The organism is Rhizobium rhizogenes NBRC 13257 (genome assembly GCF_000696095.1).
In the GTDB taxonomy this organism is placed as follows: Bacteria; Pseudomonadota; Alphaproteobacteria; order Rhizobiales; family Rhizobiaceae; genus Rhizobium; species Rhizobium rhizogenes.
Genome location: NZ_BAYX01000007.1, coordinates 447,528 through 469,496 on the forward strand (window position 1 = coordinate 447,528; position 21,969 = coordinate 469,496).

The 21,969-nt window shown below is 60.6% G+C and carries 24 protein-coding genes; 9 read left to right on the top strand and 15 right to left on the bottom strand.

Translation table 11 applies throughout. From position 1 onward, the window contains the following. The first annotated feature begins 6 nt into the window (after window positions 1-6). On the top strand, window positions 7-1,434 hold the full coding sequence (locus tag RRH01S_RS18475) for a gamma-aminobutyraldehyde dehydrogenase (protein WP_042473460.1): 1,428 nt from the start codon (window positions 7-9) through the stop codon (window positions 1,432-1,434). 235 nt (window positions 1,435-1,669) lie between these two features. Then, entirely contained in the window at window positions 1,670-1,843 is a 174-nt protein-coding gene (locus tag RRH01S_RS33540; protein WP_007700677.1) for a DUF1328 domain-containing protein, read from the top strand. Between the two features lie 28 nt (window positions 1,844-1,871). Here the strand turns inward: RRH01S_RS33540 and RRH01S_RS18485 are convergent, their stop codons facing one another. The 11 genes from RRH01S_RS18485 to RRH01S_RS18540 form a co-directional block, all read right to left on the bottom strand. Beyond that, complete coding sequence (locus tag RRH01S_RS18485) at window positions 1,872-2,546, bottom strand: DUF1345 domain-containing protein (protein WP_007700674.1); 675 nt, start codon at window positions 2,544-2,546, stop codon at window positions 1,872-1,874. A 109-nt stretch (window positions 2,547-2,655) separates the two neighbouring features. Continuing rightward, window positions 2,656-3,387 (bottom strand): SDR family oxidoreductase, encoded by a 732-nt coding sequence (locus RRH01S_RS18490; RefSeq protein WP_012652430.1) that lies wholly within the window; start codon window positions 3,385-3,387, stop codon window positions 2,656-2,658. A 101-nt stretch (window positions 3,388-3,488) separates the two neighbouring features. Next, window positions 3,489-4,622, bottom strand: coding sequence for an extracellular solute-binding protein (locus RRH01S_RS18495; protein WP_174158326.1), 1,134 nt, complete (start codon window positions 4,620-4,622; stop codon window positions 3,489-3,491). Further along, the gene (locus tag RRH01S_RS18500; RefSeq protein ID WP_012652432.1) at window positions 4,619-5,071 is read right to left on the bottom strand and encodes a MaoC/PaaZ C-terminal domain-containing protein; all 453 of its coding nucleotides are present in this window, start codon (window positions 5,069-5,071) and stop codon (window positions 4,619-4,621) included. The genes RRH01S_RS18495 and RRH01S_RS18500 overlap by 4 nt, the downstream gene beginning before the upstream one ends. Window positions 5,072-5,074: 3 nt before the next feature. Beyond that, on the bottom strand, window positions 5,075-6,148 hold the full coding sequence (locus RRH01S_RS18505) for a Gfo/Idh/MocA family protein (protein WP_012652433.1): 1,074 nt from the start codon (window positions 6,146-6,148) through the stop codon (window positions 5,075-5,077). Between the two features lie 174 nt (window positions 6,149-6,322). After that, complete coding sequence (locus tag RRH01S_RS18515; RefSeq protein WP_034517469.1) at window positions 6,323-6,652, bottom strand: L-rhamnose mutarotase; 330 nt, start codon at window positions 6,650-6,652, stop codon at window positions 6,323-6,325. Window positions 6,653-6,666: 14 nt separating this feature from the next. After that, window positions 6,667-7,779 (bottom strand): mandelate racemase/muconate lactonizing enzyme family protein, encoded by a 1,113-nt coding sequence (locus RRH01S_RS18520; protein WP_012652435.1) that lies wholly within the window; start codon window positions 7,777-7,779, stop codon window positions 6,667-6,669. Between the two features lie 16 nt (window positions 7,780-7,795). Next, a complete protein-coding gene (locus RRH01S_RS18525) occupies window positions 7,796-8,893 on the bottom strand; it encodes an ABC transporter ATP-binding protein (protein ID WP_012652436.1) in 1,098 nt (365 codons plus the stop codon). Between the two features lie 4 nt (window positions 8,894-8,897). After that, window positions 8,898-9,764: a carbohydrate ABC transporter permease gene (locus RRH01S_RS18530; RefSeq protein ID WP_007699010.1), complete on the bottom strand. Its 867-nt coding sequence runs from the start codon at window positions 9,762-9,764 to the stop codon at window positions 8,898-8,900. 2 nt (window positions 9,765-9,766) lie between these two features. Beyond that, window positions 9,767-10,660, bottom strand: coding sequence for a carbohydrate ABC transporter permease (locus RRH01S_RS18535; RefSeq protein WP_034517464.1), 894 nt, complete (start codon window positions 10,658-10,660; stop codon window positions 9,767-9,769). A 178-nt stretch (window positions 10,661-10,838) separates the two neighbouring features. Next, a complete protein-coding gene (locus RRH01S_RS18540; RefSeq protein WP_012652438.1) occupies window positions 10,839-12,155 on the bottom strand; it encodes an extracellular solute-binding protein in 1,317 nt (438 codons plus the stop codon). 142 nt (window positions 12,156-12,297) lie between these two features. Here RRH01S_RS18540 and RRH01S_RS18545 point away from each other — a divergent pair, with 142 nt between their 5' ends. The 4 genes from RRH01S_RS18545 to RRH01S_RS18560 all read left to right on the top strand — a co-directional run bounded on the left by RRH01S_RS18545 (window position 12,298) and on the right by RRH01S_RS18560 (window position 15,776). Beyond that, the gene (locus RRH01S_RS18545; RefSeq protein ID WP_042473470.1) at window positions 12,298-13,131 is read left to right on the top strand and encodes an IclR family transcriptional regulator; all 834 of its coding nucleotides are present in this window, start codon (window positions 12,298-12,300) and stop codon (window positions 13,129-13,131) included. 63 nt (window positions 13,132-13,194) lie between these two features. Next, window positions 13,195-14,031 carry an amidohydrolase family protein gene (locus RRH01S_RS18550; protein ID WP_012652440.1) on the top strand — a complete coding sequence of 279 codons (837 nt, stop codon included), beginning with the start codon at window positions 13,195-13,197 and terminating at the stop codon, window positions 14,029-14,031. A gap of 31 nt (window positions 14,032-14,062) precedes the next feature. Continuing rightward, the gene (locus tag RRH01S_RS18555; protein WP_012652441.1) at window positions 14,063-14,608 is read left to right on the top strand and encodes a MaoC family dehydratase; all 546 of its coding nucleotides are present in this window, start codon (window positions 14,063-14,065) and stop codon (window positions 14,606-14,608) included. A 1-nt stretch (window position 14,609) separates the two neighbouring features. Further along, window positions 14,610-15,776 (top strand): CaiB/BaiF CoA transferase family protein, encoded by a 1,167-nt coding sequence (locus RRH01S_RS18560; RefSeq protein WP_012652442.1) that lies wholly within the window; start codon window positions 14,610-14,612, stop codon window positions 15,774-15,776. Between the two features lie 66 nt (window positions 15,777-15,842). Here the strand turns inward: RRH01S_RS18560 and tal are convergent, their stop codons facing one another. After that, complete coding sequence (gene tal, locus RRH01S_RS18565; protein WP_012652443.1) at window positions 15,843-16,808, bottom strand: transaldolase; 966 nt, start codon at window positions 16,806-16,808, stop codon at window positions 15,843-15,845. Between the two features lie 503 nt (window positions 16,809-17,311). Here tal and RRH01S_RS18570 point away from each other — a divergent pair. Next, window positions 17,312-18,301 (top strand): sugar-binding transcriptional regulator, encoded by a 990-nt coding sequence (locus RRH01S_RS18570; RefSeq protein WP_042473475.1) that lies wholly within the window; start codon window positions 17,312-17,314, stop codon window positions 18,299-18,301. Window positions 18,302-18,362: 61 nt separating this feature from the next. On the opposite strand, the gene RRH01S_RS18575 is transcribed toward RRH01S_RS18570, so the two are convergent. After that, window positions 18,363-18,887, bottom strand: coding sequence for a DinB family protein (locus RRH01S_RS18575; protein ID WP_012652445.1), 525 nt, complete (start codon window positions 18,885-18,887; stop codon window positions 18,363-18,365). A 66-nt stretch (window positions 18,888-18,953) separates the two neighbouring features. Between RRH01S_RS18575 and RRH01S_RS18580 the strand changes: the two genes are divergently transcribed. Beyond that, on the top strand, window positions 18,954-19,601 hold the full coding sequence (locus RRH01S_RS18580; protein ID WP_080515868.1) for a TetR/AcrR family transcriptional regulator: 648 nt from the start codon (window positions 18,954-18,956) through the stop codon (window positions 19,599-19,601). A gap of 56 nt (window positions 19,602-19,657) precedes the next feature. Here RRH01S_RS18580 and RRH01S_RS18585 read toward each other — a convergent pair whose 3' ends face one another. Both RRH01S_RS18585 and RRH01S_RS18590 read right to left on the bottom strand, forming a co-directional pair. Beyond that, complete coding sequence (locus RRH01S_RS18585; protein WP_007699043.1) at window positions 19,658-20,530, bottom strand: methylated-DNA--[protein]-cysteine S-methyltransferase; 873 nt, start codon at window positions 20,528-20,530, stop codon at window positions 19,658-19,660. 123 nt (window positions 20,531-20,653) lie between these two features. Further along, complete coding sequence (locus tag RRH01S_RS18590; protein ID WP_012652447.1) at window positions 20,654-21,157, bottom strand: DUF2244 domain-containing protein; 504 nt, start codon at window positions 21,155-21,157, stop codon at window positions 20,654-20,656. A 58-nt stretch (window positions 21,158-21,215) separates the two neighbouring features. Here RRH01S_RS18590 and nth point away from each other — a divergent pair, with 58 nt between their 5' ends. Beyond that, window positions 21,216-21,959, top strand: a complete 744-nt coding sequence (gene nth / locus RRH01S_RS18595; protein ID WP_502579482.1) for an endonuclease III — start codon at window positions 21,216-21,218, stop codon at window positions 21,957-21,959. Window positions 21,960-21,969 lie beyond the last annotated feature (10 nt).

The window sequence follows — 21,969 nt, forward strand, 5'->3', positions numbered from 1 at the left end:
ATTATTATGGACACCCAGATGCTGATCGGCTCCCGCTTCGAGGCCGGCACGGAGACGGAAGAGCATATCCTCAACCCGAAGACCGGCGAGACCGTGCTCAACCTGCCTGAGGCGTCACTCGGCCAGATCGATGCCGCCGTCGACGCCGCCGAAAAAGCCTTCACGAGCTGGTCGCAGACGACGCCCGGCCAACGCTCCGCCTATCTGCTGAAGATCGCCGACGCCATCGAAAGAGAGGCCGAAGGCTTCGCGGCACTGGAAGCGCTCAACTGTGGCAAGCCGATCAACGCCGTCCTCAATGACGAAATCCCCGCCATCGTCGATTGCTACCGCTTCTTCGCCGGCGCGGTACGCAACCTGCATGGCCCGGTCGCCGGCGAATATCTGCCCGGCCACACCTCGATGATCCGCCGCGACCCGATCGGCATTGTCGGCTCGATCGCGCCGTGGAACTATCCGCTGATGATGATGGCCTGGAAACTGGCCCCGGCGATTGCCGGCGGCAACACCGTCGTCTTCAAACCCTCCGAACAGACGCCGCTGACGGCGTTGAAGATGGCAAAGCTGCTGGCAGACATCCTGCCCGAAGGCGTCGTCAACGTCATCCTCGGACGTGGCGAAAGCGTCGGCAACGCGCTGATCAACCATCCGAAGATCGGCATGGTCTCCATCACCGGCGATGTCGCGACGGGTAAAAAGGTATTGCAGGCCGCTGCCAAGACAGTGAAGCGCACGCATCTCGAACTTGGCGGCAAGGCCCCGGTCATCGTCTTCGATGATGCCGACATCGATGCCGTGGTCTCCGGCATCCGGACCTTCGGCTATTACAATGCCGGCCAGGACTGCACCGCCGCTTGCCGCATCTACGCCGACGCCAAGGTCTACGACAATTTCGTCGCGGATCTCACCTCCGCCGTCTCGAGTATCAAGTTCAACCTCGCCGACGACACCGAAAACGAGATCGGGCCGCTGATTTCCAAGCGCCAGCGCGACCGCGTCGAAAGCTTCGTCACCCGCGCCGCCGAACACAAGCATATGGAGATCACCACCGGCGGCAAGACCTCCGGCGAGCGCGGCTTCTTCTACGCCCCAACCGTGGTTGCCGGCGCGACGCAGGATGACGAGATCGTCCGCCGCGAAGTCTTCGGCCCCGTCGTCTCCGTCACCCGCTTCACGAATCCCGACGACGCCGTCGCCTGGGCCAATGACAGCGACTACGGCCTCGCCTCCTCCGTCTGGACCAAGGACGTCAGCCGCGGCATGCAGACGGCTGCCCGCCTGCAATATGGCTGCACCTGGATCAACACCCACTTCATGCTGGTCAACGAAATGCCGCATGGCGGGCTGAAGCAATCCGGCTATGGCAAGGACATGTCGGTCTACGCGTTGGAGGACTACACGGCCGTGCGGCATGTGATGATCAATCACGGGTGAGGAGCGGTTCGGCGCAGCCGAAGCAATCGACCCACTGGGTCGATTGCAGCAACGAACGCCCTGAGCCAAAGCGAAAGGCCGGCTGGTGCCGCATATACAGATCCCATTTCGCCTTAGCGGATGAGATGGGCTCTCGTAGAACGAGGCACAGCCTTCGCCTCTCGATCAGAACGGCATCGGAACAATTTCCCGTTTCAAGCGTCTCTATTGAACGCAACGCAGAGGAGATTTCCGCATGCTGAAATGGGCCATTATATTTTTCGTGATTTCCCTCATCGCCGGCTTTTTCGGCTTTTCGGGCGTTTCCGCCGCAACGGCGACAATTGCCCGTGTGCTCTTCGCGATCTTCCTGATCGTCTTCCTGGTCTTCCTGATCCTGGCCGTCATGGCTGGCAACGCCGTACTGTGACAATCGGCAATGCCTCGAAGGGGGCGAGCTATACCAGGCTCGCCCCGACATTGATCGCCAGCGCCAGGATCGTCGTGTTGAACAGGAACGACAGGATGGAGTGCAGCAGCACCAGCTTGCGCATGCTGACCGAGGAAACGCCGATATCGGCGGTCTGAGAAGCGACACCGATGGTGAAGGAGAAATAGAGAAAGTCCCAGTAGATCGGCTCCTCCACCGGCGCGGCGAACACCAGTCCCTCCCCCTTGCCCGGCCCGCCATAAAAGCGGTGCGCGTAGTGGATGGTGAAAAGAATGTGCAGGAATGCCCAGGAGATCAGGATCGTCACGATCGCCATCGCCACGCGGAAAAACGCGACGTCGGGTGGTGCATCCTTGATGCCGAGCAGATCCAGGGCGATGCCTCCAATGCTGGCAACCGCCGCGGCGATCGACAGGAACAACAGCAACGCATCCGAAAAATCAAGATCGGCGGAACGCTTGCGGATAAGACGCGCGTCGGCCGTCAGCATGCGATAGAGGCTGAACACGATATAGATGATGGCGGTCGCATTCCACGCAATGAGCATATTGCCCGCGTTCACTGTGCGCGAGGTCAAAAGCAGGAAAACCGCCACGCCAATCGCAATGGCGACGAGGATCACCTGGTGCTTGCGTAGCAGCACGAGGCCTCTGGAACGATGCAGCTGTCCGTCCACGCCCATGCCGTTCTCCCGATTGCAAATCGTCTCTCAGACATCGATTCGCCGATGAGAGTGGCAAATAAAAGGAGACCCCGCAATGCGGAGCCTCCGATCCAAAAGAAGATGGCGCTCAGGCTGTCCAGCCGCCGTCGATGACGTGGATCTGGCCGGTGGTGAAGCCCGCCTCGTCGCCGGCGAGATAGGTTACCAGCGCCGCGATTTCCGTGGCCTTGGCGATGCGGCCCATCGGCTGGCGAGCAATGAAATCGGCCATTGCCTTTTCGTAGTCGCCGGTGGCGCGCAGGCGATCATGCAGCGAAGGGCTGTCGACCGTGCCGGGGCAAATAGCATTGGCGCGGATGCCCTTGGAGACGAAATCGGCGGCGATCGACTTGGTAAGCCCGATGACGGCGGCCTTGGAGGCGCAATAGGCAAAGCGGTTCGGCACGCCTTTCACGCTGGAGGCGACAGACGCCATGTTGACGATCGAGCCCTTGCCCTTTTCCAGCATGCCCGGCAGGAAAGTGCGGCAGGTCGTGTACATCGCCTTGGCATTGAGGTTGAAGGAGAAATCCCAGTCCTTCTCTTCGCAGTCGAGGATGGTGCCGGCGTGCACGAAGCCGGCGCAATTGAAAAGCACGTCGATCGGGCCGATTTCGCTGGCGTAAGTCTTGACCGCCGCGCCGTCGAGCACGTCCAAAACATGCGTGCTGGCACCTTCCAGCGTCGAGAGCGTCTGCTCGTTAATATCGGTGGCGTAGACATGCGCGCCGAGCGAGATGAAGCGCTCCGCCGTCGCCCGGCCGATGCCTTGACCCGCCGCCGTGATGACGACCTTCTTGCCTTCCAATCCGTGACCCATAATCCTGATCCTTTCCTCCATGGCTTGATTCCGATCTGGAGAAGCCCAAGGCCATCTCCGGATAAGAACAAGCAAAAACAGATAGCTAGAGCGATTCCACTCTAGCCTTCAAACGATTGCGCAAAGCGCCGGTTGAGTTTGTCGATGAGGACTGTATGCCGCTCTGCGGTGCGCAGTCCATGGGTAATAATGTCCGAAGCCTCACTTTGAAACGCCATATAGCCGTCATGACGTGGCCGGACATAGGCGCCCTCCAGCGTGGCCCGCGTGTTGCGATAGAAATCGAGCGCTGGCACGTTGACGGCATCGCTGACCCAGGCATCCGAATGGCCCGGCTGGCCGTTGCTCTCGGCATAGGCACCCACCTGCACCGGCCCGCCGGCGATCCAGCGCGCAAAGGCCTTTGCCTCTTCCGGCGCCCGCGTCGCAGCCGAAACGGCAATGCCCGTACCGCCGAGCGCCGATCCATTGGGAACGCGGCCGTCGATCACCGGCATATCGGCAAAGGCGATACGCGCCGGTCGGAATCCGGCGAAAGAATAGCTGACATAGCCGTAGATGAAGGGCGTAACATCATAAGGGCTATCCATCTCCCCCATCAGGTCGAACACAGCGATGGGGTCCATGTCATAGCATCGGGCATCCATGCCACCGAGGATCCGCGCCATCCAGTCGAGCACGGCTTCGCCATCCGCCCTGGCGATAAATTCCGGGCCTTCGATACTGCAAGACGTGCCGAGATGCGCCGCGAGGGTGAAGAAAGTCATCAGCACATGCGGCGAGCGCATCGGCAGGATCGCCCTGCCCTTTGCCGCCAGCTTGACGATCTCGGCAAGATCGGTGATCGGCCCACTCAACCGATCGGGTCGGTAAGCCTGGACTTGCGTTGCTGCGTCGATCGGGAAGGCCCATTGCCGGCCCTGCCAATGATAGCTCGGATAGGAGCGGCCGACCGTGCCGGCGGCGATGGCGGCAAGTTCGCCGGCATGCTGCGCATCGTCGAGCGGCAGCAGGCAGTTTTCGCGGGTGATCTGGCCGACATGCGGGTGATCGATGACGATCAGGTCGTAAGCGGCGGCAAGCTCTTCGACCGGAAAGGTCTCGAAATCCTGCAGCGAACGCTTTTCCCAGGCGATCTCCACACCAGTCTTTTCCAGCCAGAGCTTCGAGCAGGCCACCATCGGATCATAGCCGCGCGGATGCGACCAGGTCATTCCCTTGAGCTTCACCATCAGCCTGCCACCTTGCGCTCAACGATCAGAATATGGTCGGCGGCGAGCACGACCTCGTCGCGCTGATTGAGCACCTCGCAGCGCTCGACAACGCGGCCGGATGCCGGGCGCTTCGGATCGTCCTCTTTGGCCGATATCGTTACCCGTGTGCGGATCGTGTCGCCGATGTGGACCGGCCGGATAAAGCGCAGCCGGTCGTAGCCATAAGAGAAAGCGACAGGGTTGATCAGCGAGGCCGTCAGTCCGACGCCGATCGAGAAGATCATCGTGCCATGCGCGATACGCTGACCGCCCGGCAGTGTCTTGGCGAACTCCGCATCCATGTGATGCGGAAAGAAATCGCCGGTATGACCGGCATGGACCACGAAATCCGTCTCGGTGATCGTCCGCCCGGTCGTCACCCTGACATGGCCGAGTTCATAGTCTTCGAAATGGATCGTTTGCTCAGCCATTGCTCACGCCTTCGGAAGTTCGGCAATCGGCGTCGCCGGAGCGGCACTCGATTGATAGGCGGCTTCGACCAGCGCCATGGTCTGCCAGGCATCCTCGACGGAGCCGATCAGCTCTTTGTCCTCGCCAGAGGCGAAGCGCTGCAGATTGGCCATGCGGTTGACGAAAGCATCCGGGAACCAGGCGCCTTCGAGCTTCACCTCGACCCAGTCGCTGCCGCCATCAGGCTTAATCCACAGCTCGTCCGGCTCGCCGCGCGGATAGTCGAGATTGACGCCGAGCTTGATATAGGCCGCACCCTTGGTGCCGGAGATGCGGAACTCGCACGCCTGGAACTTGCGGCCGAAATCATGGTCGTGATTGACCGAGAGCACGCAGCGCACCTTGTCACCATAATCAAGGATCGCGGCGGTGCGCGTCTGCGCCATCTCGTGGTTCGGATGGCCGATGGTCTTGGCATGCACGCCCAAGGGGTTGCCGAGCAGGCCGCGAATGAAATCGAGATAGTGGATCGAGTGCATGGCAATCTCGATGCGCGGTAGGCCTTTCAGAAACGGCCAGAGCCCCCAGGGTGTCGCCAGCGCCAGCCAGGCGTCGAAGTCGACGACCTCCCCGAGATAGCCTTTCTCGACCGCATCATGGAGCGCCAGCATCATCGGTGCGAAGCGAAGCTGGAAATTGACGGCCGCCTCGATATCGCGCTCGCGGCAGACCTTCAGTATCTCCGTCGCCCCGGCAAGATCGCTACCCATCGGCTTCTGGATCAGGGCAAAGGAGCCGCGCGGCAGCTTGGCAAGAAGGGCGGCATGGGCGGCTGGCGGCGTCGCCAGGTCGAAGATCGCCCCTTCGACAGCCAGCGCCTCGGCCTCGGTGGTGAAAGCGCGGATGCCCCATTGATCCGCCAGGGCCTGCGCCTTTTCCGCATTTGGATCGTAAAGACCCACAACCGGAAAGCCACCCTTCTTGTAGGCCGGCAAATGGGCGTCGCCAACGATGCTGCCAGCACCGAAGATCACGATGGGACGTGTGGTACTGGGCTTGGGCCACCATTGGCGGAGGGATTGGGGATCGAAGGTCATTACACCCTCCCCTTGAGGGGGAGGGTCGGACCGAAGGTCCGGGGTGGGGTGATCTCTCCTAGAGCAAAAAAGTCAAACATCTGCATCCCAAGCGTCACCCCCACCCGCGCGTTCCGCGCCACCTCCCGCCTCAAGGGGGAGGTGGCCGCTTCGCGGCGCGCTCCATTCCAATCTCTAATCATGATGAAACACCTCCTCCATCATGGCCCACCACTCACCCTCCTTGCGAGTCTCGAGCGGCTTCTGGCAGGGGATACAAACCGACCACCATTCCTGGTTCTTCGAGCTCGCCGCCATCTTGGCCATATCGGCCTCGAAATCCGTGCCGACATATTCCCAATAGCCGAAGAGCAGATTTTCCGGCTCCTTCAGGAAGATCGAATAGTTGGTGATACTGCATTCGGAGATCAGCGCCAGGACCTCCGGCCAGACGGCCGCGTGCAGGCGCTTGTATTCCTCGACCTTTGCCGGCTCCAGGCCGATCACCATCCCCATCCGCTGCATGACCGTGTTCTCCCTCAGCCGTGGATTTCTCGGGTGAATTCGCCGATTGAGCGCGCCTTCACGGCCTCCCAATCCCACTCGATGCCAATACCCGGCTCAGAAGGCGCAAGCGCTTTGCCGTCGACGATGTCCATGCCCTTGGTGGTGAGATCGTCGAGCTGCGGGATGTATTCGACATATTTCCCGTTCGGCACGGCGCAGACCAAGCTGACATGCAGCTCCATCAGGAAATGCGGGCAGACCGGAATGTCGAAAGCTTCCGCCGCATGTGCCACTTTCAACCAGGGCGTGACCCCGCCGACGCGGGCGACGTCGACTTGCACGATCGAGCAGGCGCCCTTCTGCATATATTCGCGGAAATGCCGGATCGAATAGATGGATTCCCCAACCGCAATCGGCGTCGGCGTCGAGCGGGTCAGGCGGATATGACCATCGAGATCGTCGGCCGGCAGCGGCTCCTCGATCCAGGCGAGATCGAGCTCCTTCAACCGCGCGGCGCGGCGGATGGCCTCATCGACGGTAAAGCCCTGATTGCAGTCGGTCATGATCTCGAAGCCGGACCCCAGAGCCAGACGCATGGCCGACAGGCGATCATAATCCTCCGAGCCGTGCGGCTTGCCGATCTTCACCTTCGAGCCCGAGAAGCCCTTGGCCTGCGCCTGCAACGCATCCTCGACCAGGGCTTGTTTGTCGATATGCAGCCAGCCCCCCTCGGTCGTATAGAGCGGGCAACGATCCCTGGCGCCGCCGGCAAGTTTCCAGAGCGGCAGGTTCTGCTTCCTGGCGCGCAGATCCCATAGCGCCGTATCGACCGCAGCAAGCGCCAGTGCGGTGATCGCGCCAATGGTCGTCGCGTGGGTGGCAAACTCCATTTTATGCCAGACCGCCTCGATGCAATCGGCATCCTCGCCGATCAAGAGCGGCGCCAGATGATCGGCCAACAGCCGCATCACCGACGATCCGCCGGTGCCGATCGTATAGCTGTAGCCGGTGCCGACTGCGCCATCGCTGTCGGTGATGGTGACGATCGGCGTTTCCTGGCTAACGAAGCTCTGGATCGCATCCGTCCGCTTCACCTTCGGCGGCAGGTCGACCATGCGCAGTTCAATTTTCTCGATGCGGGCCATGTCTCGCCTCCCTCGCTCAGATCGCCAGGCTCTTGCCGGTTTCGATGGAGAAGAGATGGGCTTGGGCGAGATCGAAGCTCATCTTCAACTGCTCGCCGCTCTTCAGGCCGCGCGGATTGAGCATGCGTGACACCCATTCGCGGCCGGCGAATTCGACAAAAACCAGGGTCTCGTTGCCGAGCGGCTCGGTGATGGCGACCGGCAGCGTCACCTCATGCACCGCCGCTTCCGCGCCCGAATGCAGACCATGGCCGGTGGGGAAAATATCGTCCGGGCGCAGGCCGAAGGCGACCTTCTCGCCATCCTTGACCCGATCCATGAATTGGGCCGGCAGCGGCAGCCTGTCGCCATTCTTGAACACCAGCGCGCCGGCAGACACCAGCGCCTCCTCGATATTCATCGGCGGCGAGCCGATGAAGCCGGCGACGAAGCGGGTGGCAGGCCGCTTGAACACTTCATCCGGTGTGCCGACCTGCTCGATATAGCCGTCACGCATGATGACGATGCGATCGGCGAGCGTCATCGCTTCCACCTGATCATGGGTGACGTAGATCACCGTCGACTGCACCTTGGCATGCAGCTTCTTGATCTCGGTACGCATCTGCGTCCTGAGCTTGGCGTCGAGGTTCGACAACGGCTCGTCGAAGAGGAAGACCTCCGGCTGGCGGACGATGGCGCGGCCCATGGCGACGCGCTGGCGCTGGCCGCCGGAAAGCTGCGCCGGGCGGCGATCCATCAGCGCATCGAGGCCGAGGATAGCGGCCGCTTCATTGACGCGCTGATCAATCTCGGTCTGCGGCTGCTTGGCGATCTTCAGCGAGAAACCCATGTTCTCGCGCACGGTCATATGCGGATAGAGCGCATAGGACTGGAACACCATGGAAATATTGCGGTCGCGCGGCGGCAGGTCATTGACGACGGTATCGCCGATCTCGATCGTGCCGTCGGAGATATTCTCGAGGCCGGCGATCATCCGCAGCGTTGTCGACTTGCCGCAGCCGGACGGTCCGACGAGAGCGATGAATTCCTTGTCCGTGATATCGAGATCGATCCCGTGGACGATTTCCAGGGCACCGTAGCGCTTGACGAGTTTTTTGAGCGAGACCTGAGCCATGGGATCAACCTTTGACCGCACCGAATGTCAGACCTGACACTAGATGCTTCTGAATGATGAATGTGAGTGCGAGCGCCGGAACGATCATCACCACGGCGAGCGCGCACATGCCGCGCCAGTCGATGGTGAATTCGGCCGTGTAGTCGAGCAGGCCGACCGGCAGCGTCTTGGAATTGACCGAGCGCGTCAGCTGCGAGGCCAGCGCATATTCGTTCCAGCAGGTGAGGAAGGCGAAGATGCCGGCGGACGCGATGCCGGGGCCGGCGAGCGGAAACTCCACCTGCCAGAAAGCCTGCCAGCGCGTGCAGCCGTCGATCTGTGCGGCCTCGGCCAGATCCTTCGGCACCTGCCGGAAGAAGCCATCGATCAGCCAGATGGTGAAGGGCACGTTCAGCGCGACATAGGTGAGGATCAGGCCGAAATGCGTATCGATGATCCCGAGCCGCGCATAGACCATGAACAGCGGCAACGACAGGGCCACACCCGGCACGGAGCGCGTCAGCATCAGGCCGAGGAACACCGTCGATTTGCCGGTGAAGCGGAAGCGCGCGAAGGCATAACCACCGGACATACCGATGACGAGCGCGATGGCGGTGGAGGTGATGGAGATCACCAGCGAATTGCGGAAATAATCCCAGACGGGAATGCCGCCCTGCCCCGCACCGCTGAACATGGCGCGATAGGCTTCCAGCGAAAGCTCGTGGGGGATCCAGACCGGCGGCTTCGCCATGATCTCGACCGTCGGTCGCAGCGAGCTCAGGATGATCCAGAAGCCCGGCAGGCAGATGATAAGCATCGCGATGAAAAGGCCGCTGAGATAGGCGACTTTTCCGATGCGGCGGCGCAGGCGTTGTTCGGCGTTGCGATCCATGATTACCACTCCGCTCCGATCTGGGTGCGGGCAAGCGCCAGCTTACGGAAGAAATACACTGTGAAGGCGATCGACAGGATGATCGAGACATAGGCCATGGCGTTGGCGAGACCCATTTGCGCGTCGGCATAGGCGGTGCGCCCGACCAGCGTCCAGATCAGCTCCGTGCGCCGCGCCGGACCGCCATCGGTCATGATCTTGACGATGTCATAGGCGCGGGCGACGTCGAGCGAGCGGATGGTCATGGCGATGAAGGCAAACGGCATCAGGAACGGCCAGGTGACGTAACGAAACGTCTGCCAGCCCGTACAGCCATCGACTTTCGCCGCCTCCACAGGCTCCTGCGGCATGGCGAACAGGCCGGCGAGGATGAGGATGGCGAAGACGGAGGTCGACGACCAGACTTCAGCGACGATGATCGAAAACAGCGCCAGATTGCCGTCGATCAGCCAAGGGATGGCATCGTTGGTGATACCTAGGGATTGCAGCGCATTGTTGATGATACCGACATTGTCGTTGAACATGAACTTGAACTGGAAGCCAACGAGCACCGGCGAAAACATCATCGGGAACATCATCAGCGTGCGCAGGATGCGCTTGCCGTGGGTCGCCTTGTTGACCAGCAACGCCAGGCCGAGGCCAAGCAGCATTTCCAGATTGAGCGCGATCGTCAGCAGCACGACGGTACGCACGAACGCCGCCAGGAACACCGGATCGGTCAGAATGCGGATGTAATTGCGCAGACCGATGAAGGTGAAGAGCGTCGACGGCCGCGTCAGGCGAAACGGCGTGAAGCTGGAATAGAAGGACAGAAGCAGCGGAAACAGAACCACCGCCACAAGCACGATGATCGCTGGAAGAAGCAGCAGGACCGGTGGGGATATTTTCTTGAACATGGTTGCACCTGTCGGCATTCCTCAGCAGCGTGGCCCGGACTGCGTGGAATGCGATTGCATGGGGCCGAGAGGCCGGAGGCACATCCGGCCGGACAGACCGGCCCCTAAAGGCACTGGTCATAGGTATTTTTAAAGACGTCCCGCACCCGTTTCAGGGCGCGGGACCTGATTGCGTCGATCAGAGCGAACCGGCATCCTTCAGGACGTCGGTGGCCTTCTGTGCGGCCGTGTCGAGCGCTTCCTTGGAAGTCTTGTCGCCGAGGATGGCGGCCTGAAGCTCAGGATAGACGACGTTGGAAATCTCGATCCATTGCGGCGTGCGCGGAACCGGGAAGGCATATTTCATCGATTCCTGGAAAGTGCTCAGCACTTCCTTTTTGTAAGGGTCGGACGCAGCCTGCTGGATGTCCCACTCCCAGACCGCCTTGCGGGTCGGCAGCGTGCCATTGGCGGCTTCGAGCTTCTGCGAATCGTCATTGGTCAGGAACCAGACGAGCGAGGCGGCGGCATCCTTGTTCTTGCAGGCCTCCGTGACCGAGAAGCCGTGATGGCCAGACCAGCCGGTATGCTTGCCGGAGGAACCGACGGGCTGCACGACGACGCCGACATTGCCGGCAACCTTCGAGGACTTCGGATCGTTGAAATAGGTCGCCCAGCCCGGCCAGTCGAGATCGAGCGCGACGGTGCCGGACGCAAAGCCGGCGCCGAGATCGTCCCAGAGATAGTTGGTCGTACCGGCCGGAACGGCCTTCGCCTTGTACATGTTCACGAACCAGTCGAGCGCGCGCACGCCTGCTTCGGAATTGAAGGCCGGCTTGCCGTCCTTGTCGAGATATTCGCCGCCTTCCGCGACCAGCATTTCAAAGAAGCGGCCGTTGATCGCTTCTTCCTTGCCGGGGAACTGCGTGCCGAAGAAATTCGGCGGATTGGCGAAGAACACCGCCTGATCCGACACTTCCTTCCAGGTCTTCGGCGGCGCCAGATCGTAGCCGTACTTGGCCTTGAACGCCGTCTTCTTGGCTTCATCGCTATAGAGGCTCTTCTGATAATATAGCGCCGAAACGTCGAACTGCGCGCGCGGCAGCATGATCAACCGGCCGTCGATGGTGGAGGCCTCGATCGTCGAATCGACGAACTGGGCGATCTCCTCCTTCGGCAGCAGCTTGCCGAGATCGGTGTAAAGGTCGGGATATTGCGGCGCGAAGGACGAGTGGTTCGAGCCGACGCACCAGGAGATATCGCCCGACGCCATGTCCGACTTGATTTCCTTGTCGAGCTCGAAATGGTTCTTCTTGGAGAGGATGTTGACCTTGGCGCCGGTCTCCTTCTCCCACTCGGAAATGCGCGCATAGAGCGGCTCATATTGCTGGCCGCCGATCAGCTTGGCATCGATCGTCACGCCCGGAAACTTGCCGGGCAGGTCGGCGGCAAAAGCCGCGGAGCTCGCGAGCAATGCCATCACGCCGGCGGCAAAGCCGGCCTTCAAATTCCTCATTGTCATTCCTCCCTAAAGAACCGGACTCCCCGTCCGATCGCCCTTGCGACCCAAATATGGATCATTGATTTATAAGTAAACATCTTATTCATTGGCCGTCAAGCCGGGATCAACGGCGCTTGCAAATCGCATTCATTCACATATGAATGATGAATCATGTTTCACTGATGAGAGACCAGCCGTGACCATTGAAGACGACAGCGATCGATATCGCGCCCCGGCGCTGGACAAGGGCCTCGATATTCTGGAGCTGCTGGCGCGCATCGATGGCGGGCTAACGCAGGCGGAAATCGCTAAGGCGCTCGGCAAAAGCCCGAACGAATTCTACCGCATGCTCGACCGGCTGGTGCGGCGCGGCTATGTGCAGCGGCAGGATGGCGACCGCTTCTATCTGACGCTCAAGCTCTTCGGCCTGGCGCATTATCATGCACCCGTGCGCCGGCTCGTCTCCTTCGCCACGCCACTGATGCGTGAATTCTCCAATCGCGCCGAACAGGCCTGCCATCTGGCAATTTTCGACCGCGGCTCGGTCGTCGTCATCGCCCAGCAGGATTCGCCGACCTATTGGGGCATCTCGATCCGCGTCGGCGCCCAGATCAACCTGTTCAACACCGGCTCCGGCCATATCCTCCTCGCCTTTCGCGACGAGAAGCAGCGCCAGATGATGATCAACGAGCAGCGCCGCCAACAAGACCAGGAGGACGACCGACCGCCGGCCGATCTCGACGAAAGACTGCGGGCGATCCGCGACAAGGGTTTCGAGACCATGGACAGCCTGCAGACCAACGGCGTGCGCAATATCTCAGCGCCGATCCTGGCCATGGACGGCAATGCGCTGGCCGCACTCACCTGCCCCTATATCCAGCCGGTCAACCCCAACGCGCCGACCTATGATCAGGTCATCGACCATGTGCGGGACGCGGCAAAGCAGATCTCCGAAACTGTGGTCGGGACGGTGGATAGCACCGAACTATAATTTCTATTTGAATAAACTATTCTTCTGTGAGTATATGTTGATCAGCATGATGGGAGGATCGCCATGCTTTTCGATAGCCACCTGCACATCGTCGATCGCGAGAAACTTGCATATCCCTGGCTGGAGGGGGCCGGCGAGCTCAACCGCGACAGCCTCTACGAGGACTATGCCCGCGAGGCGCATCGCTGCGGGATTACCGACACATTGCATATGGAAGTCGATGTCGCCGAAAGCGATATCGAGCCGGAAACGGACTATGTCAAAGGCTTGAGCCAAAAGCCCGGCAGCCTGATCCGCGGCGCCATCGCCGCCTGCCGTCCGGAAGATGCCGGCTTTCCCGCCTATCTGGAACGGGTGCTTGCCGACCCCTTCATCAAGGGCTTCCGTCGCGTGCTGCATGTCGTGCCGGATGATGTCTCCGAAGGCGCCCTCTTCCGCGAAAACCTGAAGCGGATTGCCGGCTCGCGTCTCACCTTCGATCTCTGCGTGCTGCCGCATCAGATTTCCAAGGCAATAGCACTCGTCGACCTCAATCCCGACATCCAGTTCATTCTCGACCATTGCGGCGTACCCGCCATCAAGAAGCAACTCGGCCAGGTCTGGTCCTCGGGAATAACCGAGATTGCCAGGCGGCCGAATGTCGTCGTCAAGATTTCCGGCATCGTCGCCTATGCCGATCCCGACAGTTGGACCGTCGACAGGCTGCAGCCCTTCGTCGAGCATTCGATCGCAAGCTTCGGCTGGGATCGCGTGATCTGGGGCAGCGACTGGCCGGTCTGCACGCTGGGCGGCGGTCTCTCCACCTGGGTCGCCGCCACGCATGCGCTGATGCAGGGGACAAGCGCCGACGAACGCGACCGGCTTTATCAGTTGAACGCCAAGCGCCTCTGGTCCCTCTGAGCGCCCGATAATATCATCGAAAGCCTATGCCATGACTGCCACCGTCGGCATTTCCAGCACCCATCCGAAGACCATGCCGGCCGGCCATGCCGATATCCCGGTCTGGAATTCGGAAAACTGGTTCTACGAAGACTTCGAGATCGGCCACAAGATCCGCTCGCTGCGGCGCACGATCTCCGAGGGTGAATCCCAGCAGTTCAACGCGCTGGTACTCGACATGCACCCCTACGTCAGCGACCAGATCTTTGCCGAGACGGAGGGCCTGTTCGGCAAGCGGCTGGTGGCCGGCGCCTTCGTCTTCTCCGCCGGGCTCGGGCTGGTCGCCACCAATTGCATCAACGCCTTTTCCTATGGCTATGACAGACTGCGCTTCATCAAGCCGACCTTCATTGGCGACACGATCTACACCATCCGCACCAACCTGGATAAGCAGCCGAAATACCGGGATCTCGGCCTGATCCGCTCGTCCTACGAAGTCTTCAAGGGCGAAGGCGAGCTGGTGCTTTACTGCGAGCATATCCAGACCGTGCGCTACAAGAACGGCCGCCCCGACGACGCTCCGGAGCTGAAGCGCTGAGATGACCGAGGAAAACAATGAGGGTCTGCTTGCCGGCATAGTGGTGCTCGATATGAGCCAGTTCCTGGCCGGCCCGATGGCAGCACTACGGCTCGGCGATCTCGGCGCGCGGGTGATCAAGGTGGAGCGTCCCGATGGCGGCGATCTCTGTCGCAGGCTCTATCTCAGCGACACCGAGATCGGCGGCGACTCGACACTGTTCCACGCTATCAATCGCGGCAAGGAAAGCTTCGCCATCAACATGAAGGACGAAGGCGATCTGCGAGACCTCAGGGCGCTGATCGAGAAAGCCGATGTCATCATCCAGAATTTTCGCCCCGGGGTCATCGAGCGCCTTGGCCTCGACTATGCCTCGGTCGCAGCGATCAATCCACGCATCGTCTATGGCAGCATCACCGGCTACGGCCCGGACAATGAATGGCGGCATTTTCCAGGACAGGATCTGCTCGCCCAGGCCCGCTCCGGCGCCATGTGGCTGAACGGTGGGGCCGATGACGGTCCGGTGCCCTTTGGCCTTGCAGTCGCCGACATGCTGGCCGGCAATCTCATCGTCCAGGGCATTCTCGCCGGCCTTGTCAGGCGCGGCATTACCGGTCGCGGCGTCCATGTCGAAACCAGCCTGCTCGAAGCCATGGTCGATTTCCAGTTCGAGGTGCTGACCACGCATCTCAACGACGGCGGCCGCCGGCCGCAAAAATCCTCGGTGCGCAATGCCCACGCCTATCTCTCGGCTCCCTACGGCGTCTATCACTGCGCCGACGGTTGGCTGGCGCTCGCCATGACGCCACTGCCGAAACTGGCGCCGCTGCTCGACCTGCCCGCACTTGCCGATTACACGCCGGACGGGGCCTTTTCCCTGCGCGACGAGATCAAGAACCTGATCGCCAGCCGCCTGCATCAGAAGACGGTAAAGGAATGGCTCGCGACCCTCGAACCCGCCGATATCTGGGCGACAGAAGTGCTGGATTGGCCGCAGCTGCTCGAAACCGCCGCCTTCCGCCAGCTCGATATGTTGCAAACCGTGATCCGCGGCGACGGCATTTCCGTTCGCACGACGGCAAGCCCGATCCGCGTCAATGGCCAGCGCCATAAAAACGATCTCGCCGCCCCAACGATCGGCAACGGCTCGGAGAAGATCCGGGCGGAATTCGCAATCAGTGCCGATTAGACGCAGCCAAAGAAAAAGCGCGGCCACCCTTCGGTAGCCGCGCCTTGTTCATCTCAGTTCAACTGCTTATGCAGCAGCGAGCTGCAGTTCCTTGCTGACCATGGCGCGAAGCGTGCCGAGGTCCTTGGCGAATGCGCGGATGCCTTCAGCGAGCTTTTCGGTCGCCATCGCATCTTCGTTCATCTGCCAGCGGTAGGTTTTTTCATCGACGATGATCTTGGCGACGGAGGTCTTGTTTTCCGGCGAGAGCTTGCGCTCCAGCTTGCCTTCGTCCTTGGCGAGCTCGTCGAGCAGGTTCGGGCTGATCGTCAGGCGATCGCAACCGGCCAGAGCTTCGACTTCGGCAGCACTGCGGAAGGAGGCACCCATGACGATCGTCTTGATGTCGTTGGCCTTGTAGTAATTGTAGATTTCGCGAACGGACAGAACGCCCGGATCTTCTTCCGGGGTGTAGTCCTTGCCAGTCGACTTCTTGTACCAGTCGAGGATACGGCCGACGAAGGGCGAAATGAGGAAGACCTTGGCGTCGGCGCAGGCGACGGCCTGGGCCTTGCTGAATAGCAGCGTCAGGTTGCAGTCAATGCCTTCCTTCTGCAGCACTTCGGCGGCGCGGATGCCTTCCCAGGTGGAAGCGAGCTTGATCAGGATACGGTCGCGCTCGATGCCACGCTCCTTGTAGGCAGCGATGATGGCGCGGGCTTTGGCGAGCGATGCCTCAGTATCGAAGGACAGGTCAGCATCGACTTCCGTCGAAACACGACCGGGAACGAGGCCGGACAGCGCAGCACCGACGGAGATCGCCAGACGGTCGGCAACGGCGGCGGCTACAGCATCCGGCGTACCGCCCTGCTTCTTGCCCCAGGCGACGGCTTCCTTGATCGCGTCGGCGAACATCGGCGTGCCGAGCGCCTTCAAGACGATGGTCGGGTTGGTCGTGCAATCGACCGGCTTCAGACGGGCAACCGCCTCGATGTCACCGGTATCGGCCACGACCGTCGTCATGGCGCGAAGTTGGTCAAGCTTGGATGTCATGATACCTATCCTTGTTGAAATAAGCCCATTGGGTTGGGAAATGTTGACCGGCGATTCCGTCCGGTTCGATGGACGACACGAAGACTGAGAGCGGATCGCGCCGCACTGTCTCCCATGCCTCGGTAACGGCAAAAACAGTGCGATGGTTCCATTTCCGGCAAACGGTCAGAACAGCGAAGAAACAACTTTCCGGGGACTGGCTTTTCGCCGGGTGAGAGCGCCCTATATGGCTCCCTGCCCAGCCAAGCATGTCCACGGCGCAGCACTCGCACATTGTCCTCCTCGACTGGACAAAGACCGTATTCCTCAGGGCGACTATCATCAATCTCGCCGGGAAAAGTCAAGCGACATTTGTGCATTTCAATTGACATAAGTTTCAACCCATAGAATATCTCTAAGCGAAGAGCCGATCTCGCCGCCCCTGCCCTGCGCCGCCGCGGCAACCTTGGTTGCTTGCGATCACTATAACAGAATGGGCGGGCGAAAATCTTGCTGGAGGACCTGTGGCCAAACTCAGACGCGGGACACACACTGCCTATTCCGAGACGGCCTCTCTGCGGCTGCGGGCCGCCTGGCTCTATTACAATCAGGGCCTGACACAGAAGGATGTCGCCGAACAGCTCGGCATCAGCCGCACCACGGTCATCCGCCTGCTGGACGAGGCGATGCGCCGCAGCGAGGTGCAGATCTGGATCAATGAAGGTATCGACGACTGCGTCGAACTGGCGATCAAGCTAGAGCGCATTTACGGGCTGGACGAGGCGATCGTCGTCCCGGCACCGGTCGGCGGCGACGTCAATGCCCAGGCGAAAAGCGTCGGCCTGGCGCTCGGCCAGTTTCTGACGGAAGCGATCCCCGACAATTACACGATCGGCGTCGGCTGGGGCCGGACGATGACGGCTTCGCTTGCAAGCTTCCGCCCGCCCCGCCGCGACAATTGCAAGGTGGTCTCGCTACTCGGCGGCATCGTCGCCGTCCACCAGACCAACCCGATCGACTATACCTGGCGCCTGGCAAGCCAGCTCGGCGCGGAATGCTATATGTTCCTGGCGCCGCTTCTGGTCGATTCCATCGAGACCAAGCGTAATCTGATCGAAAAATGCGGACTGGAGGCAATCTATCGTCTTGCCGAAAATCTCGACCTCGCCATCGTCAGCTGCGGCGACATCGGCCCGCAATCCACTTCGCTATCGGAAGGCTTCATCTCGAAACGGGAGCTGGATCAGCTGATCGAAGCCGGCTGCGTCTGCGACACCATGTTCAATTTTCTCGATGCCGAGGGCAATTCCGTCGACCACCCGATCAACAAGCGCGTGATGTCCGTTGATCTCGATACGCTGAAGAAGGCCAAGCACATCGTCATCTCCTCCGGCGGCGCGCACCGCGCCATGGCGATCAGCGCCACCATCAAGCGCATCGGCTGCAATACGCTGATCACGGATGAAAGCGCCGCCAAGGCATTGTTGCAGATGGCAGTGGCGAAAGCGGCGTGAGGGCGGCTCCGAATTTGCGGGGACCACATAATCCCCTTACATAGGGATGGCGCTCTGACACTTAAGCCCGAATGGATTGCTTGCCGCCCTGCTGCCGTCGCGGCGGCTCACTCCGGTGAAGATAGACGGCAAAGGTGTCCCAAGGCGGCGTGACGGAAAGTTGCCAGAGTATCCGGCCGACCTCGCCCCGATGATAGCCTCCGTGCAGGGCAACATGGGTCAGCATTTCCTCTCTGGTCATATAGCCCTTGTCACCATCGGTGAAGGTAAACGGGATGGCCTCCGCCAGCTTCTCGGGCGAGACGCCGCGAAGGTAATCGAGATACCATTGATCGGAAGATGTTACGGCAGCGCTCAGCTCGTCCAGGGCTGGCGTCTCGTCCGTGTTGTCCGAAGTATAGCCATGTTGCCCGCCAGTCAGATGCGCGGCGAAGATTCGAGCAACGACATAGGAATGATTGATCAGCCGCACGGCGGTGCGCAGCTCGACCTTATGCTGATCCTGGTCCAAAGTCCCCAATTTGTCGAACAAGTCACTATTGGCCCAAGCGTGATAGCCATAAAGTTTTTGCAGTAATATGCTCATGAAGTCGGCCCTTCCAAGTTTTCGGAATGTGAGTAAATTACTCACATTCTGTACAAGGAGGGTCCTTTGTCTACTCGCATTGCAAAGCAGCAGCCGGTGATACGCAAGAGGCCGCGACAGGCCCGTTCCCGTGCCACGGTCGAAACGATCCTTCAGGCTGGTGCTCGCGTTTTGAGCGATGAAGGATGGGCCGGATTCACGACCAACAGGATCGCAGATTTAGCCGGTGTGAGTATCGGTTCGCTGTACCAGTATTTTCCGGACAAGCTTTCTCTGGTCGATGCCATCCGCCGGCGGCATCTCGACGACTGTATTGCCGTCATGCGGAAATCCAAAGCCGAAGGACTGTCACCGGTGCAGTTCGTGTCGAACCTGGTTCGCGCCATGATCGCCGCCCATAGCACCTATCCCGGCCTTCATAGAGCATTGCTTGATGAAGCCCCAAGCTCTGACGACTATCGCAACCCCAACAGTGAATTTGAGATCGAATATCTCGGCTACTATACAGAGGCTGTGGCGACTTGCCGGAACCGCCGGCCTGGCAGGACTGATCAAACCGCTGCGCTGATCATTTCCGATGCAATTGACGGGGTGATACACAATGCCGCGCGCCGTGGCATGTTGGGGGACCCCATAGTGCAGAGCGAACTTATCAGGCTGGTCAGCCCATATCTGGAAGACGCTGGCGACAGTGCTACAGTTCAAGCCGAATAAATGGTTCGATTTCGCAAAACTCCTGCGTAAAGTCAGAATTCAGAGGCGCGGCAAACTCAAGCCTGCCCTGCCTCCCAACCCAGCATCGCCCGCTTGCGTGTCAAACCCCAGTGATAGCCAGTGAGATCGCCGTTCTTGCCGAGAGCGCGATGGCAGGGGACGACGAAAGAGAGAGGGTTGCGGCCAACAGCGGCGCCGACAGCGCGCATGGCCGTGGGCTGGCCGATATCCCTGGCGATGTCGGAATAGGTGACGGCGCGGCCCATCGGGATCTTCAGCAGGCTTTCCCAGACCCGCACCTGGAAATCCGTGCCGATCAGCACGACGCGCAACGGCTGGTCGCTCGTCCATTTCGACGGCTCGAAAATCCGCGCCGCGTAGGGCATGGTCGCCTGCAGGTCCTCGACATATTGCGCATTCGGCCAGCGGCAGGTCATATCCTCGAGGCAAGCCTTCTCATCGCCGGTATCGCTGAAGGCGAGCCCCGCGAGACCACGGTCGGTGACCATGATCAGGGCAAGCCCGAACGGCGAGATGTGGAACCCGTAACGGATGGTCAACCCGCCACCCTTCGCCTTCCATTCGCCGGGTGACATCGCCTCATGCGTGACGAAGAGATCGTGCAGCCGGCTCGGACCGGAAAGCCCCACCTCGAACGAGGTTTCGAGCAACGGCAAATCTTCCTGGCGCAGCAGTCGCTTGGCATGATCCAGCGTCACGGCTTGCAGGAAGGCCTTCGGCGACAGGCCGGCCCAGCGGGTAAAGGTCTTCTGCAGCTGGGTCGGCGATTGCCCGAGCCTGTCGGCGATCGCTTCCAGCGACGGCTGGTCGCGATAATCCTCGGTGATGAGTTCGATCACCCGGCGGACGGTATCGTAATCCGGGCCTTCCGGCGTGATGTCTTTCTTCAACTGTGCAATGGCATTCATGAACTTTCTCCTTGGAAAGGAGAACACCACGAAGAGAAGGTCAAAACCACCCGTTTCTTGCGCTAAGGCTTGATCCCGAAAAATGTGAAACGGTTTGCGGACAAGATCATGCCCGCAAACGAACTATATGCGTTGGGTCACGGTCGCCAAAGCGCGCTTGAAAGCCTTGGCAAAGCTCTCGCGGTCTTCCGGATTGAGGAAAGAGCCGACATCGGTGTCGTGGCTTCTGTCACGCACATGCATCGACACCACGCCGATCTCGCTGTGGCGGCGAACGAGGAAGCGTGTCCAGAACGGATTGAAGCGATGCTCGACCATACGGCCCGTCGGCGAGAACTTGCGGATCGAGACGTCGGTGCGCGACACCGTCACCTCTTCGCGCACCCGGCCTGAGCGATAGTTCAGCCAGAAGGCGCCGTAGAGCAGGAAGAAATCCGCACCGAAGAAGATGCCGATCGGCCATGCGCCGCGGATGACGAACAGGATGCCATAGACCAGGCAGAACGTGCCCATCAGCGCCAGCATCACCCTGAACCCCTTGCGTCCGAGGGAGCGATGAGGAAACAATTCGGCGGCAAAAACCGGCCTGTTGTTATCGGCGCCGGGATCGGCGTTGCGTTCCATCATGGGTCTTGAGTATAGGTCGTTCATGGCAAACCCCAAGATCAAATCCAGCGCCCAAAACATGAAAAAGTCAAATGCGACCGCAAGCCGCAAGCCGGCTTTCAAGTGTCCCTACTCCAAGGCGGAGCTGGAGGAGATCTTCCGCCGCTTCTCCATCCAGCGGCCGGAGCCGAAGGGGGAGTTAGAGCACGTCAATCCCTTCACCCTCGTCGTCGCCGTGGCTCTGTCGGCGCAGGCGACCGACGTCAGCGTTAACAAGGCGACCCGCGCCCTCTTCGCCGTCGCCGATACGCCGCAGAAGATGCTCGACCTCGGCGAAGACCGCATCCGCGACTACATCAAGACGATCGGCCTTTACCGCAACAAGGCGAAGAATGTCGTGGCGCTGTCGGAAAAGCTGCTGCGGGATTTCGATGGCGAAGTGCCGCAGACGCGCGAGGAGCTGATGACCCTGCCGGGCGTCGGCCGCAAGACCGCCAATGTGGTGATGTCTATGGCCTTCGGCCATGCGACGCTTGCCGTCGACACCCATGTTTTCCGCATCGCCAACCGCCTGCTGCTAGCTCCCGGCAAGACGCCGGACGAGGTCGAGCAGCGGCTGATGAAGGTGATCCCAGATCAATATCTCTACCACGCACATCACTGGCTGATCCTGCACGGGCGCTATGTCTGCAAGGCGCGCAAGCCGGAATGCGAGCGCTGCGTCATTGCCGATCTCTGTCGCTCGCCGGAAAAGATTTGCGATGTGCCGGCACCGCTGGTCGAGCTACCGCAGCAGATGATCGCCGCCGAGACTGCCAGCTAAAGAAGTGATG

Excerpts from the sequence above, each read along its gene's own strand:
- RRH01S_RS18530 (WP_007699010.1), bottom strand. The coding sequence starts at position 9,764 with ATGGATCGCAACGCCGAACAACGCCTGCGCCGCCGCATCGGAAAAGTC.
- RRH01S_RS18485 (WP_007700674.1), bottom strand. The coding sequence starts at position 2,546 with ATGGGCGTGGACGGACAGCTGCATCGTTCCAGAGGCCTCGTGCTGCTA.
- RRH01S_RS18500 (WP_012652432.1), bottom strand. The coding sequence starts at position 5,071 with ATGGCTGAGCAAACGATCCATTTCGAAGACTATGAACTCGGCCATGTC.
- RRH01S_RS18515 (WP_034517469.1), bottom strand. The coding sequence starts at position 6,652 with ATGCAGCGGATGGGGATGGTGATCGGCCTGGAGCCGGCAAAGGTCGAG.
- RRH01S_RS33540 (WP_007700677.1), top strand. The coding sequence starts at position 1,670 with ATGCTGAAATGGGCCATTATATTTTTCGTGATTTCCCTCATCGCCGGC.
- RRH01S_RS18540 (WP_012652438.1), bottom strand. The coding sequence starts at position 12,155 with ATGAGGAATTTGAAGGCCGGCTTTGCCGCCGGCGTGATGGCATTGCTC.
- RRH01S_RS18545 (WP_042473470.1), top strand. The coding sequence starts at position 12,298 with ATGAATGATGAATCATGTTTCACTGATGAGAGACCAGCCGTGACCATT.
- RRH01S_RS18520 (WP_012652435.1), bottom strand. The coding sequence starts at position 7,779 with ATGGCCCGCATCGAGAAAATTGAACTGCGCATGGTCGACCTGCCGCCG.
- RRH01S_RS18555 (WP_012652441.1), top strand. The coding sequence starts at position 14,063 with ATGACTGCCACCGTCGGCATTTCCAGCACCCATCCGAAGACCATGCCG.
- RRH01S_RS18475 (WP_042473460.1), top strand. The coding sequence starts at position 7 with ATGGACACCCAGATGCTGATCGGCTCCCGCTTCGAGGCCGGCACGGAG.
- RRH01S_RS18505 (WP_012652433.1), bottom strand. The coding sequence starts at position 6,148 with ATGACCTTCGATCCCCAATCCCTCCGCCAATGGTGGCCCAAGCCCAGT.
- RRH01S_RS18490 (WP_012652430.1), bottom strand. The coding sequence starts at position 3,387 with ATGGGTCACGGATTGGAAGGCAAGAAGGTCGTCATCACGGCGGCGGGT.
- tal (WP_012652443.1), bottom strand. The coding sequence starts at position 16,808 with ATGACATCCAAGCTTGACCAACTTCGCGCCATGACGACGGTCGTGGCC.
- RRH01S_RS18585 (WP_007699043.1), bottom strand. The coding sequence starts at position 20,530 with ATGAATGCCATTGCACAGTTGAAGAAAGACATCACGCCGGAAGGCCCG.
- nth (WP_502579482.1), top strand. The coding sequence starts at position 21,216 with ATGAAAAAGTCAAATGCGACCGCAAGCCGCAAGCCGGCTTTCAAGTGT.
- RRH01S_RS18590 (WP_012652447.1), bottom strand. The coding sequence starts at position 21,157 with ATGATGGAACGCAACGCCGATCCCGGCGCCGATAACAACAGGCCGGTT.
- RRH01S_RS18575 (WP_012652445.1), bottom strand. The coding sequence starts at position 18,887 with ATGAGCATATTACTGCAAAAACTTTATGGCTATCACGCTTGGGCCAAT.
- RRH01S_RS18550 (WP_012652440.1), top strand. The coding sequence starts at position 13,195 with ATGCTTTTCGATAGCCACCTGCACATCGTCGATCGCGAGAAACTTGCA.
- RRH01S_RS18525 (WP_012652436.1), bottom strand. The coding sequence starts at position 8,893 with ATGGCTCAGGTCTCGCTCAAAAAACTCGTCAAGCGCTACGGTGCCCTG.
- RRH01S_RS18560 (WP_012652442.1), top strand. The coding sequence starts at position 14,610 with ATGACCGAGGAAAACAATGAGGGTCTGCTTGCCGGCATAGTGGTGCTC.
- RRH01S_RS18535 (WP_034517464.1), bottom strand. The coding sequence starts at position 10,660 with ATGTTCAAGAAAATATCCCCACCGGTCCTGCTGCTTCTTCCAGCGATC.